The organism is Streptococcus sp. 544, from assembly GCF_013277385.1.
GTDB lineage: Bacteria > Bacillota > Bacilli > Lactobacillales > Streptococcaceae > Streptococcus > Streptococcus mitis_BA.
Window position 1 is genome coordinate 286,265 of record NZ_VMMU01000006.1, and the last position, 12,321, is coordinate 298,585.

At 41.8% G+C, this 12,321-nt stretch carries 16 protein-coding genes and 1 other annotated feature; of the genes, 15 read left to right on the forward strand and 1 reads right to left on the reverse strand.

Features of this window, described 5'->3' with window-relative positions:
* Nucleotides 1–9: 9 nt before the first annotated feature.
* Nucleotides 10–141 (forward strand) — a sequence feature (ribosomal protein L20 leader region).
* A 15-nt stretch (nt 142–156) separates the two neighbouring features.
* The 7 genes from infC (at nt 157) to HT728_RS04115 (ending at nt 5,578) form a co-directional block, all read left to right on the forward strand.
* Nucleotides 157–687, forward strand: coding sequence for a translation initiation factor IF-3 (infC, locus tag HT728_RS04085; protein WP_000848180.1), 531 nt, complete (start codon nt 157–159; stop codon nt 685–687).
* Between the two features lie 32 nt (nt 688–719).
* On the forward strand, nt 720–920 hold the full coding sequence (gene rpmI, locus HT728_RS04090; RefSeq protein ID WP_001125943.1) for a 50S ribosomal protein L35: 201 nt from the start codon (nt 720–722) through the stop codon (nt 918–920).
* Nucleotides 921–971: 51 nt separating this feature from the next.
* Nucleotides 972–1,331: a 50S ribosomal protein L20 gene (gene rplT / locus HT728_RS04095; RefSeq protein WP_000124834.1), complete on the forward strand. Its 360-nt coding sequence runs from the start codon at nt 972–974 to the stop codon at nt 1,329–1,331.
* A gap of 57 nt (nt 1,332–1,388) precedes the next feature.
* Entirely contained in the window at nt 1,389–1,769 is a 381-nt protein-coding gene (locus HT728_RS04100; protein WP_049511764.1) for a VOC family protein, read from the forward strand.
* A gap of 248 nt (nt 1,770–2,017) precedes the next feature.
* A complete protein-coding gene (locus HT728_RS04105) occupies nt 2,018–2,818 on the forward strand; it encodes a dihydroorotate dehydrogenase electron transfer subunit (RefSeq protein WP_173233935.1) in 801 nt (266 codons plus the stop codon).
* Nucleotides 2,781–3,767: a dihydroorotate dehydrogenase gene (locus HT728_RS04110; RefSeq protein ID WP_173233937.1), complete on the forward strand. Its 987-nt coding sequence runs from the start codon at nt 2,781–2,783 to the stop codon at nt 3,765–3,767. Before HT728_RS04105 ends, HT728_RS04110 begins: the two co-directional genes overlap by 38 nt.
* 41 nt (nt 3,768–3,808) lie before the next feature.
* Entirely contained in the window at nt 3,809–5,578 is a 1,770-nt protein-coding gene (locus tag HT728_RS04115; protein WP_173233939.1) for a glucosaminidase domain-containing protein, read from the forward strand.
* A 60-nt stretch (nt 5,579–5,638) separates the two neighbouring features.
* Here HT728_RS04115 and pavA read toward each other — a convergent pair whose 3' ends face one another.
* Nucleotides 5,639–7,294 (reverse strand): Rqc2 family fibronectin-binding protein PavA, encoded by a 1,656-nt coding sequence (gene pavA / locus HT728_RS04120; protein WP_173233941.1) that lies wholly within the window; start codon nt 7,292–7,294, stop codon nt 5,639–5,641.
* A gap of 104 nt (nt 7,295–7,398) precedes the next feature.
* On the opposite strand from pavA, the gene ybeY reads away from it, so the two are divergent.
* From ybeY to secG, 8 genes are read left to right on the forward strand one after another with little or no spacing between them, the layout of a single operon-like run.
* The gene (gene ybeY / locus HT728_RS04125; protein ID WP_000275156.1) at nt 7,399–7,896 is read left to right on the forward strand and encodes an rRNA maturation RNase YbeY; all 498 of its coding nucleotides are present in this window, start codon (nt 7,399–7,401) and stop codon (nt 7,894–7,896) included.
* Nucleotides 7,877–8,272 (forward strand): diacylglycerol kinase, encoded by a 396-nt coding sequence (locus tag HT728_RS04130; RefSeq protein WP_173233943.1) that lies wholly within the window; start codon nt 7,877–7,879, stop codon nt 8,270–8,272. Before ybeY ends, HT728_RS04130 begins: the two co-directional genes overlap by 20 nt.
* Before the next feature lie 16 nt (nt 8,273–8,288).
* A complete protein-coding gene (era, locus tag HT728_RS04135) occupies nt 8,289–9,188 on the forward strand; it encodes a GTPase Era (protein ID WP_000143264.1) in 900 nt (299 codons plus the stop codon).
* Between the two features lie 48 nt (nt 9,189–9,236).
* Entirely contained in the window at nt 9,237–10,061 is an 825-nt protein-coding gene (gene mutM / locus HT728_RS04140) for a DNA-formamidopyrimidine glycosylase (protein ID WP_173233945.1), read from the forward strand.
* Entirely contained in the window at nt 10,061–10,666 is a 606-nt protein-coding gene (gene coaE / locus HT728_RS04145; RefSeq protein WP_173233947.1) for a dephospho-CoA kinase, read from the forward strand. The genes mutM and coaE overlap by 1 nt, the downstream gene beginning before the upstream one ends.
* The gene (locus tag HT728_RS04150; protein WP_049488727.1) at nt 10,653–11,852 is read left to right on the forward strand and encodes a multidrug efflux MFS transporter; all 1,200 of its coding nucleotides are present in this window, start codon (nt 10,653–10,655) and stop codon (nt 11,850–11,852) included. The genes coaE and HT728_RS04150 overlap by 14 nt, the downstream gene beginning before the upstream one ends.
* Nucleotides 11,852–12,001, forward strand: coding sequence for a 50S ribosomal protein L33 (gene rpmG, locus HT728_RS04155; RefSeq protein ID WP_001809104.1), 150 nt, complete (start codon nt 11,852–11,854; stop codon nt 11,999–12,001). The genes HT728_RS04150 and rpmG overlap by 1 nt, the downstream gene beginning before the upstream one ends.
* A 39-nt stretch (nt 12,002–12,040) precedes the next feature.
* Nucleotides 12,041–12,274, forward strand: a complete 234-nt coding sequence (secG, locus tag HT728_RS04160; RefSeq protein ID WP_000282517.1) for a preprotein translocase subunit SecG — start codon at nt 12,041–12,043, stop codon at nt 12,272–12,274.
* Nucleotides 12,275–12,321: the final 47 nt, after the last annotated feature.

Sequence of the window (12,321 nt, forward strand, 5' to 3'; positions counted from 1 at the left end):
TATAAAAGTTGAGAAAAGCAGAAGTGAGAGCTTCTCGCCTTGTGACATTAAGTTGCCTGGCCCTACGGATGAAAAGTTTCTAAGAAACGCTATCATAACGTGCGGGCTTGTATATTTACGAGTCCGCTATTGTTTTTCTCTAATAAAACAAAAGAGGTGAAAACCATAGCAAAGCAAGACTTATTCATCAATGATGAGATTCGTGTACGTGAAGTTCGCTTGATTGGTCTTGAAGGAGAACAGCTAGGCATCAAGCCACTCAGTGAAGCGCAAGCTTTGGCTGATAACGCTAATGTTGACCTAGTATTGATTCAACCCCAAGCCAAACCGCCTGTTGCAAAAATTATGGACTACGGTAAGTTCAAATTTGAGTACCAGAAGAAGCAAAAAGAACAACGTAAAAAACAAAGTGTTGTTACTGTGAAAGAAGTTCGTCTAAGTCCAACGATTGACAAGGGTGACTTTGATACAAAACTTCGCAATGCACGCAAATTCCTTGAAAAAGGAAATAAAGTTAAGGTATCTATTCGCTTTAAGGGTCGTATGATTACCCATAAAGAGATTGGTGCAAAAGTTTTAGCCGAGTTTGCTGAAGCAACTCAAGATATTGCCATCATCGAACAACGTGCTAAAATGGATGGACGTCAAATGTTCATGCAATTGGCGCCAGCGACTGACAAAAAATAATTGTCAGAAAGTTAAATAAAGGAGAAAAAATCATGCCAAAACAAAAAACACACCGCGCATCAGCTAAACGTTTCAAACGTACAGGTTCTGGTGGACTTAAACGTTTCCGTGCTTACACTTCTCACCGTTTCCACGGAAAAACTAAGAAACAACGTCGTCATCTTCGTAAAGCATCTATGGTGCATTCAGGAGATTACAAACGTATCAAAGCAATGCTTACTCGCTTGAAATAATAGCTTGACTGTAAGTAAACAATTCTAGGAAATATTTGGAGGAAATAAAACATGGCACGTGTTAAAGGTGGCGTTGTATCACGCAAACGTCGTAAACGTATTCTTAAATTAGCAAAAGGTTACTATGGAGCTAAACACATCTTGTTCCGTACTGCAAAAGAACAAGTAATGAACTCTTACTACTATGCATACCGTGACCGTCGTCAGAAAAAACGTGACTTCCGCAAATTGTGGATCACTCGTATCAACGCGGCAGCTCGTATGAACGGGCTTTCATACTCACAATTGATGCATGGTTTGAAATTGGCTGAGATCGAAGTTAACCGTAAAATGCTTGCTGACTTGGCTGTTAATGATGCAGCAGCTTTCACAGCTCTTGCAGATGCAGCGAAAGCAAAACTTGGTAAATAACAACTGATGAGACTGGAACAGGATTGTCCAGTCTTTTTAAAAATAAAGGAGAAAAATATGGCTTCAAAAATGCTACATACTTGCTTGCGAGTAGAAAATCTTGAAAAATCAATTGCATTTTATCAAGATGCTTTTGGATTTAAAGAATTGCGTCGCAGAGATTTTCCAGACCATGCCTTCACGATTGTCTATCTAGGACTTGAGGGTGACGATTATGAGTTGGAGTTGACTTATAACTACGATCACGGCCCTTATGTGGTTGGAGACGGGTTTGCTCATATCGCCCTAAGTACACCTGATCTTGAGGGACTTCATCAAGAGCACAGTGCCAAAGGCTATGAAGTGACTGAGCCAAATGGTCTACCAGGAACTGCACCTAACTATTACTTTGTCAAAGACCCTGATGGCTATAAGGTCGAAGTCATTCGTGAAAAATAATCACGTGAAGTCAAGTAGAATGTTCGTTTTCTACTTGACTTTTTTTAGCTGAAAGAGTATACTAGTAAAAATTTAACCTTTAAGGGGAGTCCAGAGAGACTCACAAGGTGTCAGATAAAAGAATAGTGCAATTTTCTAGAGGAGACTTTTTGAGTGTGCTCTCTTGTGTTGTACGATTTTAACTGAGGCCTTGCACTAGCAAGGTCTTTTCTTTATCTGGTCCCCTTAAAATTTAAGGAGGAAAAGTCATGAATCCCACATGTAAGAAACGTTTGGGTGCAATTCGTTTGGAAACCATGAAGGTGGTTGCACAGGAGGAAATCGCACCAGCAATCTTTGAATTAGTCCTAGAAGGGGAAATGGTTGAAGCTATGCGGGCAGGCCAATTTCTTCATCTGCGTGTGCCTGATGACGCCCATCTCTTGCGTCGCCCTATTTCAATTTCGTCTATCGATAAGGTTAAGAAGCAGTGTCATCTTATTTATCGGATTGAAGGGGCTGGGACAGCTATTTTCTCAACCTTAAGTCAGGGGGATACTCTTGATGTGATGGGCCCTCAGGGGAATGGTTTTGACTTGTCTGACCTTGATGAGCAGAACCAGGTTCTCCTTGTTGGTGGGGGGATTGGTGTTCCTCCCTTGCTTGAGGTGGCCAAGGAATTGCATGCGCGTGGTGTGAAAGTAGTGACAGTTCTCGGTTTTGCCAACAAGGATGCTGTTATCCTCGAAAAGGAATTAGCTCAAAATGGTCAAGTCTTTGTAACGACAGATGATGGTTCTTATGGTATCAAGGGAAATGTTTCCGTTGTTATCAATGACTTAGATAGTCAGTTTGATGCTGTTTACTCATGTGGGGCGCCTGGAATGATGAAGTATATCAATCAAACCTTTTATGACCACCCTAGAGCCTATCTATCTCTGGAATCTCGTATGGCTTGTGGGATGGGGGCTTGCTATGCCTGCGTCCTAAAAGTGCCAGAAAGCGAGACGGTCAGCCAACGCGTCTGTGAAGATGGCCCTGTTTTCCGCACAGGAACAGTTGTATTATAAGGAGAAAATTATGACTACAAATCGTTTACAAGTTTCTCTACCAGGCTTGGATTTGAAAAATCCCATTATTCCAGCATCAGGCTGTTTTGGTTTTGGACAAGAGTATGCCAAGTACTATGATTTAGATCTTTTAGGTTCTATTATGATCAAGGCGACAACCCTTGAAGCCCGTTTTGGCAATCCAACTCCAAGGGTGGCAGAAACACCTGCTGGCATGCTCAATGCAATTGGCTTGCAAAATCCTGGTTTGGAAGTTGTTTTGGCCGAAAAGCTACCTTGGTTGGAAAGAGAATATCCAAATCTTCCTATTATTGCCAATGTGGCTGGTTTTTCAAAACAAGAGTATGCGGCTGTTTCTCATGGTATTTCCAAGGCAGCTAATGTAAAGGCTATCGAGCTCAATATTTCTTGCCCCAATGTTGACCACTGTAATCACGGACTTTTGATTGGTCAAGATCCAGATTTGGCTTATGATGTGGTGAAAGCAGCTGTGGAAGCCTCCGAAGTGCCAGTTTATGTCAAATTAACCCCGAGTGTGACCGATATCGTTACTGTCGCAAAAGCTGCAGAAGATGCGGGAGCAAGTGGCTTGACCATGATCAATACTCTAGTTGGAATGCGCTTTGACCTCAAAACCAGAAAACCAATCTTGGCTAATGGAACAGGTGGAATGTCAGGTCCAGCAGTCTTTCCAGTAGCCCTCAAACTCATCCGACAAGTAGCCCAAACAACAGACCTGCCTATCATTGGAATGGGGGGAGTGGATTCGGCAGAAGCAGCCCTAGAAATGTATCTGGCTGGAGCATCTGCAATCGGAGTTGGAACAGCCAACTTTACCAATCCATATGCCTGTCCTGATATCATCGAAAATCTGCCAAAGGTCATGGATAAATACGGCATTAGCAGTTTAGAAAATCTACGCAAGGAAGTAAAAGAATCTCTGAAGTAAACTGCAATCAATCTGTTCTTGATTTTTTATTAGTTTGTAATATGAATTTCAGAGAATTTTGGTACAATAAAATAAATAAGAACAGAGGAAGAAGGTTAATGAAGAAAGTAAGATTTATTTTTTTAGCCCTGCTATTTTTCTTAGTCAGACCAGAGAGTGCAATGGCTAGCGATGGTACTTGGCAAGGAAAACAATACCTGAAAGTAGATGGTAGTCAAGCAGCCAATGAATGGGTTTTTGATGCTCATTATCAATCTTGGTTTTATATAAAAGCAGATGCTAACTATGCTGAAAATGAATGGCTGAAACAAGGTGACGACTATTTTTACCTCAAATCTGGTGGCTATATGGCTAAGTCAGAATGGGTAGAAGACAAGGGAGCCTTCTATTATCTTGACCAAAATGGAAAGATGAAAAGAAATGCTTGGCTAGGAGCTTCCTATGTCGGTGCATCAGGTGCTAAAGTAATAGAAGACTGGGTCTATGATTCTCAATACGACTCTTGGTTTTATATAAAAGCAGATGGCCAGCACGCAGAGAAAGAATGGCTCCAAATCAAGGGGAAGGACTATTATTTTAAATCTGGTGGTTATTTACTAACAAGTCAGTGGATTGAGCAGGCTTATGTGAATGCTAGTGGTGCCAAAGTACAGCAAGGTTGGCTTTTTGACAAACAATACCAATCTTGGTTTTACATCAAAGCAAATGGAAATCATGCTGATAAAGAATGGATTTTCGAAAATGGTCACTATTATTATCTAAAATCCGGTGGCTATATGGCAGCAAATGAATGGATTTGGGATAAGGAGTCATGGTTTTATCTCAAATCTGATGGCAAAATGGCTGAGAAAGAATGGCTATACGATGCTAAAAGTCAAGCCTGGTACTACTTCAAATCTGGTGGCTACATGGCGAAAAATGAGACTGTAGATGGTTATCAGCTTGGAAGCGATGGAAAGTGGCTTGGAGAAAAAGCTACAAACGAAAATGCTGCTTATTATCAAGTAGTGCCTGTCACAGCCAATGTTTATAATGCAGATGGTGAAAAGCTGTCCTATATATCACAAGGTAGTGTTGTCTGGCTAGATAAGGATAGAAAAAGTGATGACAAGCGCCTGGCTATTACTGTTTCTGGTTTGTCAGGCTATATGAAAACAGAAGATTTACAAGCACTAGATGCTAGTAAGGATTTTATCCCTTATTATGAGAGTGATGGACACCGTTTTTATCACTATGTGGCTCAGAATGCTAGTATCCCAGTAGCTTCTCATCTTTCTGATATGGAAGTAGGCAAGAAATATTATTCGGCAGATGGGTTGCATTTTGATGGTTTTAAGCTTGAAAATCCCTTCCTTTTCAAAGATTTGACAGAGGCTACAAACTACAGTGCTGAAGACTTGGATAAGGTATTTAGTCTGCTAAATATTAATAATAGCCTCCTGGAAAATAAGGGAGCTACCTTTAAGGAAGCCGAAGAACATTACCATATCAATGCCCTCTATCTCCTTGCCCATAGTGCTTTAGAAAGTGACTGGGGACGTAGCAAGATTGCCAAAGATAAGAATAATTTCTTTGGAATTACAGCCTATGATACGACGCCTTACCTTTCTGCCAAGACATTTGATGATGTGGATAAGGGAATTTTAGGTGCAACCAAGTGGATTAAGGAAAATTATATCGATAGGGGCAGAACTTTCCTTGGAAACAAGGCATCGGGTATGAATGTGGAATATGCCTCAGACCCTTATTGGGGCGAGAAAGTTGCTAGTGTGATGATGAAAATCAATGAAAAACTAGGTGGCAAAGATTAGTCCTATAATTGGATATGATTTTCGAAGAGTATAAGCTAAAAATCCTGATTTCAAGTCGAATCAGGATTTTTTCATGGATGCAATTTTTTCTGGGTCTGGTGTGACACGGAGGGTCTTTTGTCCTGTGTAAGTGACAAAGCCAGGTTTTCCACCAGTTGGTTTGTTGAGTTTCTTGACTTCAATCATATCTACCTGCACCAGATTTGATAGGCGACCTTGAGAGAAGTAGGCGGCCAACTCTGCTGCGTCTGTCTTGACTTCATCAGATGGGTCAAGATTTCCTGAGATGACCACGTGGCTTCCAGGAATGTCCTTGGCATGGAACCAAAGTTCCTCCTTGCGGGCCATTTTAAAGGTTAGCTCCTCATTTTGCAGATTATTGCGGCCGACATAGATGATGGTCTTGCCATCGCTGGCCAGATACTGTTCTGGTTTTTTGCGTTTCTGGATTTTCTCCCGTTGTCTTCTGCGGATGAAGCCTGTTTGGATCAATTCTTCACGGATTTCAGCGATTTCTTCTAGTCCAGCTTGGTTGAGGACAGTCTCAACACTTTCCAGATAGAGAATAGTTGCCTTGGTTTCCTCAATCAGATCAGTCAAGTATTTGACAGCTTCTTTGAGTTTTTGGTAACGTTTAAAGTAGCGTTGGGCATTCTGGTTGGGAGTCAGAGCCTTATCAAGCGCAATCGTGATAGGTTGGTTGGTGTAGTAGTTGTCTAGGATAACCTGGTCTTGGTCGTTAGGTACTTGGTGGAGGAAGGTTGTCAGCAATTCTCCTTTTTGACGAAATTCTTCAGCGTTGTCTGTCGCCAGTAACTCTTTTTCTTGTTTTATCAGCTTATGTCGATTTTTCTGCAGTTCATTTTCAACACGGCGAATGAGTTCACTGGCTTGTTGTTTGACACGGTCTCGCTCAGCCTTGTCCTTATAGTAGGTGTCCAACAAATCCGAAAGGTTGGCAAAAGGCTCTCCCACTTGATTTGCAAAAGGAACTGGACTGAAGGAAGTTTCAGTCAAGCATGGCTTGGTTTCTTGATTGAAAAAGTTTCGGAAAGCGGAAAGTTTTTCACTAACCAGTATCCTTTCCAATTCATTTGCCGTATCGCGTCCCAGACCTTGAAAGAGGCTTTGAAGATTTTTAGCTGTCGTTTCCTGCGTTTGCAGGATTTCAAAGAGTTTCTCGTCCTTGATTGTAAAAGGATTGAGAGATTCCGTACTTGGCGGAGCGATATAGGTAGACCCAGGCAGCAAGGTACGGTAGCTATTTTGTGAAAAACCAACATGTTTGATAACTTCGAGGATTTTATGACTGCTTTTATCAACCAGTAGAATGTTACTGTGTTTGCCCATAATTTCGATAATCAAGGTAGCCTGAATATGGTCTCCAATCTCGTTTTTATTGGAAACCGTGATTTCCACAATACGGTCATTTTCCACTTGCTCAATCGACTCAATTAGGGCACCCTGCAAATATTTTCTTAAAACCATGATAAAGGTAGAAGGCTGGGCTGGGTTTTCAAAAGTCGTTTGGGTCAGCTGAATGCGTCCAAAAACTGGATGGGCAGAAAGGAGCAGGCGATGGCTTTGGCGATTGCTGCGGATTTGCAAGACCAATTCTTGTTCAAAAGGTTGATTGATTTTCTGAATGCGACCATTCACTAACTCTCTTCGCAATTCCTCAACCATGTGATGTAAAAAAAATCCGTCAAATGACATCGTTCTCTCCTTGTGATTGTATTCCATAGTATTATATCAAAAAGGTAGAATAAAATCATGGAAATGTGGTATAATAAAGCCAAGTAAAGAGAAACGAGAAGCACATGTATATTGAAATGGTAGATGAAACTGGTCAAGTTTCAAAAGAAATGTTGCAACAAACCCAAGAAATTTTGGAATTTGCAGCCCAAAAATTAGGCAAAGAAGACAAGGAGATGGCAGTCACTTTTGTGACCAATGAGCGTAGTCATGAACTCAATCTGGAGTACCGTGACACAGACCGTCCGACAGATGTCATCAGCCTTGAATATAAGCCAGAGTTGGAAATTGCCTTTGACGAGGAAGATTTGCTTGAAAATCCAGAATTGGCAGAGATGATGTCTGAGTTTGATGCCTATATTGGGGAACTGTTCATCTCTATTGATAAGGCTCATGAGCAGGCCGAGGAATATGGCCATAGCTTTGAGCGTGAGATGGGCTTCTTGGCAGTACACGGCTTTTTACATATCAATGGATATGATCACTACACTCCGGAAGAAGAAGCGGAGATGTTCGGTTTACAAGAAGAAATTTTGACAGCCTATGGACTCACAAGACAATAAACGAAAATGGAAAAATCGTGACCTGATATCCAGTTTAGAATTTGCCGTCACAGGAATTTTTACTGCCATCAAGGAAGAACGTAATATGCGAAAACATGCAGTGACGGCTCTTGTAGTCATTCTTGCAGGTTTAGTTTTTCAGGTGTCACGAGTCGAATGGCTCTTTCTCCTATTGAGCATTTTCTTGGTAGTAGCTTTTGAAATTATCAATTCTGCTATTGAAAATGTGGTGGATTTGGCCAGTCACTATCACTTTTCCATGCTGGCTAAAAATGCCAAGGATATGGCGGCTGGCGCGGTATTAGTGGTCTCTCTTTTCGCAGCCTTAACAGGCGCATTGATTTTTCTCCCACGAATCTGGGATTTATTATTTTAAACAGTAAGAGGAAATTATGACTTTTAAATCAGGCTTTGTAGCCATTTTAGGACGCCCTAATGTTGGGAAGTCAACCTTTTTAAACCACGTCATGGGGCAAAAGATTGCCATCATGAGTGACAAGGCGCAGACAACGCGCAACAAAATCATGGGAATTTACACGACTGATAAGGAGCAAATCGTCTTTATCGACACGCCAGGGATTCACAAGCCTAAAACGGCTCTAGGAGATTTCATGGTAGAATCTGCCTATAGCACCCTTCGTGAAGTAGACACAGTTCTTTTCATGGTGCCTGCTGATGAGGCGCGTGGTAAGGGGGACGATATGATTATCGAGCGTCTTAAGGCTGCTAAGGTTCCTGTTATTCTGGTGGTGAACAAGATTGATAAGGTTCATCCAGACCAGCTTTTGTCTCAGATTGATGATTTTCGTAATCAAATGGACTTTAAGGAAATTGTTCCAATCTCAGCTCTTCAGGGAAATAACGTCTCTCGTCTAGTGGATATTTTGAGTGAAAATCTGGACGAAGGTTTTCAATATTTCCCGTCTGATCAAATCACAGACCATCCAGAACGCTTCTTGGTTTCAGAGATGGTTCGTGAGAAAGTCTTGCACCTAACTCGTGAAGAGATTCCGCATTCTGTCGCAGTAGTTGTGGATTCTATGAAACGAGACGAAGAGACAGACAAGGTTCATATCCGTGCAACCATCATGGTCGAGCGTGATAGCCAAAAAGGGATTATCATCGGTAAAGGTGGCGCTATGCTTAAGAAAATCGGTAGCATGGCCCGTCGTGATATTGAACTCATGCTAGGAGACAAGGTCTTCCTAGAAACTTGGGTCAAGGTCAAGAAAAACTGGCGCGATAAAAAGCTAGATTTGGCTGACTTTGGCTATAATGAAAAAGAATACTAAGTAGAGGTGGGCTCATGCCTGCTTCTTGTTTTTACAGAAGGAGGACTTATGCCTGAATTACCAGAGGTTGAAACCGTTCGACGTGGCTTGGAAAAATTGATTTTGGGAAAGAAGATTTCGAGTGTAGAAATTCGCTATCCCAAGATGATTAAGACGGATTTGGACGAGTTTCAAAAGGAAGTGCCTGGTCAGATTATTGAGTCAATGGGACGTCGTGGTAAATATTTGATTTTCTACCTGACAGACAAGGTCTTGATTTCCCATCTGCGGATGGAGGGCAAGTATTTTTACTATCCGTACCAGGTTCCTGAACGCAAGCATGCCCATGTTTTTTTTCAGTTTGAAGATGGTGGCACGCTTGTTTACGAGGATGTTCGCAAGTTTGGTACTATGGAACTCTTGGCGCCTGACCTTTTGGAAGCCTACTTTATTTCTAAAAAATTAGGTCCTGAACCAAGCGAACAAGACTTTGATGTGCAGGTCTTTCAAGTAGCTCTAGCTAAGTCTAAAAAGCCTATCAAATCCCATCTTTTAGACCAGACTTTGGTAGCTGGACTTGGCAATATCTATGTGGATGAGGTCCTCTGGCGAGCTCAGGTTCATCCGGCTAGACCTTCCCAGACTTTGACAGCAGCAGAAGCGACTGCCATTCATGACCAGACCATCGCTGTTTTGGGACAGGCTGTTGAAAAAGGTGGTTCCACCATTCGGACCTATACCAATGCCTTTGGGGAAGATGGAACCATGCAGGATTTTCATCAGGTCTATGACAAGGCTGGTCAAGAATGTGTACGCTGTGGTACCATTATTGAGAAAATCCAACTAGGCGGACGTGGAACCCACTTTTGTCCTCAGTGCCAAAGGAGGAATTGATGGGAAAAATCATTGGAATCACTGGGGGAATTTCCTCAGGTAAGTCAACTGTGACAAATTTTCTAAGAAAGCAAGGCTTTCAAGTGGTGGATGCCGACGCGGTTGTCCACCAACTACAGAGACCTGGTGGTCGTCTGTTTGAGGCTCTAGTCCAGCACTTTGGGCAAGAAATCATCCTTGAAAACGGAGAACTTAATCGCCCTCTCCTAGCTAGTCTTATCTTTTCAAATCCTGAAGAACGAGAATGGTCTAAGCAAATCCAAGGAAAGATTATCCGTGAGGAACTAGCTACATTAAGAGACCAATTGGCTCAGACAGAAGAGATTTTCTTCATGGATATTCCCCTACTTTTTGAGCAGGACTACGTCTCTTGGTTTGATGAGACTTGGTTGGTCTATGTGGACCGAGATGTCCAAGTAGAACGCTTAATGAAAAGGGACCAGTTGTCCAAAGATGAAGCTGAGTCTCGCCTGGCAGCCCAGTGGCCTTTAGAAAAAAAGAAAGATTTAGCCAGCCATATTCTTGACAATAATGGGAATCAGGACCAGCTTCTTAATCAAGTGTATATCCTTCTTGAGGGAGGTAGCCAAGATGACAGAGATTAACTGGAAAGATAATCTGCGCATTGCTTGGTTTGGTAATTTTCTGACAGGAGCCAGTATTTCTTTGGTAGTGCCCTTTATGCCCATCTTTGTGGAAAATTTAGGTGTAGGGAGTGATCAAGCTGCTTTTTACGCAGGTTTAGCTATTTCTGTCTCTGCCATTTCTGCAGCACTTTTCTCTCCTATCTGGGGCATCCTTGCTGACAAATACGGTCGAAAGCCCATGATGATTCGAGCTGGGCTTGCCATGACCATTACTATGGGAGGCTTAGCCTTTGTACCAAATATCTATTGGTTAATCTTTCTTCGTTTACTGAATGGTGTATTTGCGGGTTTTGTTCCCAATGCAACAGCCCTGATAGCCAGTCAGGTTCCCAAGGAGAAATCAGGCTCTGCCTTAGGTACTTTGTCTACAGGCGTAGTTGCAGGTACTCTAACGGGTCCCTTTATCGGTGGCTTTATTGCAGAATTATTTGGCATTCGTACTGTCTTTTTACTGGTTGGTAGCTTTCTATTTTTAGCTGCTGTTTTGACTATTTGCTTTATCAAGGAAGATTTTCAACCAGTAGCCAAGGAAAAGGTCATCCCAACCAAGGAATTATTTACATCAGTTAAATATCCCTATCTTTTGGTCAACCTCTTTCTGACCAGTTTTGTCATCCAATTTTCAGCTCAATCGATTGGCCCTATTTTGGCTCTTTATGTACGCGACTTAGGGCAGACAGAGAATCTTCTTTTTGTCTCTGGTTTGATTGTATCCAGTATGGGCTTTTCCAGTATGATGAGTGCAGGAGTCATGGGCAAGCTAGGTGACAAGGTGGGCAACCATCGCCTCTTAGTTGTCGCCCAGTTTTATTCAGTCATCATCTATCTCCTCTGTGCCAATGCCTCTAGCCCTCTTCAACTAGGACTTTATCGTTTCCTCTTTGGATTGGGAACCGGTGCCTTGATTCCCGGAGTCAATGCCCTTCTCAGCAAGATGACTCCCAAAGCCGGTATTTCAAGGGTCTTTGCCTTCAATCAGGTATTCTTTTATCTGGGAGGTGTCGTTGGGCCTATGGCAGGTTCTGCAGTAGCAGGTCAATTTGGCTACCATGCTGTCTTTTATGCGACAAGCCTTTGTGTTGCCTTTAGTTGTCTCTTTAACCTGCTTCAATTTCGAACATTATTAAAAGTAAAGGAAATCTAGTGCGAGTAAAAATCAATCTCAAATGCTCCTCTTGTGGCAGTATCAATTACCTAACCAGTAAAAATTCAAAAACCCATCCAGACAAGATTGAGGTTTTAAAGTATTGTCCCAAGGAAAGAAAAGTAACCCTACATCTTGAATCTAAGTAGATTTTATGGTAAAATAATAGGGATTTTAAGGAGTTTGATATGTATAACCTATTATTAACCATTTTATTAGTATTATCTGTTGTGATTGTGATTGCGATTTTCATGCAACCAACCAAAAACCAATCCAGCAATGTATTTGATGCCAGCTCAGGTGATTTGTTTGAACGCAGTAAAGCACGCGGTTTTGAAGCTGTAATGCAGCGTTTGACAGGGATTTTAGTCTTTTTCTGGCTAGCCATTGCCTTAGCATTGACGGTATTATCAAGTAGATAAGAAAATAATGGGCAGGACTAGGTCTTTGCCTATTTTTATTTCTAAAT

Bases quoted from the DNA above. Each gene is read 5' to 3' on its own strand.
- rplT (WP_000124834.1), top strand. From the start codon at position 972: ATGGCACGTGTTAAAGGTGGCGTTGTATCACGCAAACGTCGTAAACGT.
- HT728_RS04110 (WP_173233937.1), top strand. From the start codon at position 2,781: ATGGCCCTGTTTTCCGCACAGGAACAGTTGTATTATAAGGAGAAAATT.
- coaE (WP_173233947.1), top strand. From the start codon at position 10,061: ATGGGAAAAATCATTGGAATCACTGGGGGAATTTCCTCAGGTAAGTCA.
- HT728_RS04100 (WP_049511764.1), top strand. From the start codon at position 1,389: ATGGCTTCAAAAATGCTACATACTTGCTTGCGAGTAGAAAATCTTGAA.
- HT728_RS04150 (WP_049488727.1), top strand. From the start codon at position 10,653: ATGACAGAGATTAACTGGAAAGATAATCTGCGCATTGCTTGGTTTGGT.
- HT728_RS04115 (WP_173233939.1), top strand. From the start codon at position 3,809: ATGAATTTCAGAGAATTTTGGTACAATAAAATAAATAAGAACAGAGGA.
- pavA (WP_173233941.1), bottom strand. From the start codon at position 7,294: ATGTCATTTGACGGATTTTTTTTACATCACATGGTTGAGGAATTGCGA.
- ybeY (WP_000275156.1), top strand. From the start codon at position 7,399: ATGTATATTGAAATGGTAGATGAAACTGGTCAAGTTTCAAAAGAAATG.
- HT728_RS04105 (WP_173233935.1), top strand. From the start codon at position 2,018: ATGAATCCCACATGTAAGAAACGTTTGGGTGCAATTCGTTTGGAAACC.
- secG (WP_000282517.1), top strand. From the start codon at position 12,041: ATGTATAACCTATTATTAACCATTTTATTAGTATTATCTGTTGTGATT.
- era (WP_000143264.1), top strand. From the start codon at position 8,289: ATGACTTTTAAATCAGGCTTTGTAGCCATTTTAGGACGCCCTAATGTT.
- HT728_RS04130 (WP_173233943.1), top strand. From the start codon at position 7,877: ATGGACTCACAAGACAATAAACGAAAATGGAAAAATCGTGACCTGATA.
- mutM (WP_173233945.1), top strand. From the start codon at position 9,237: ATGCCTGAATTACCAGAGGTTGAAACCGTTCGACGTGGCTTGGAAAAA.
- rpmI (WP_001125943.1), top strand. From the start codon at position 720: ATGCCAAAACAAAAAACACACCGCGCATCAGCTAAACGTTTCAAACGT.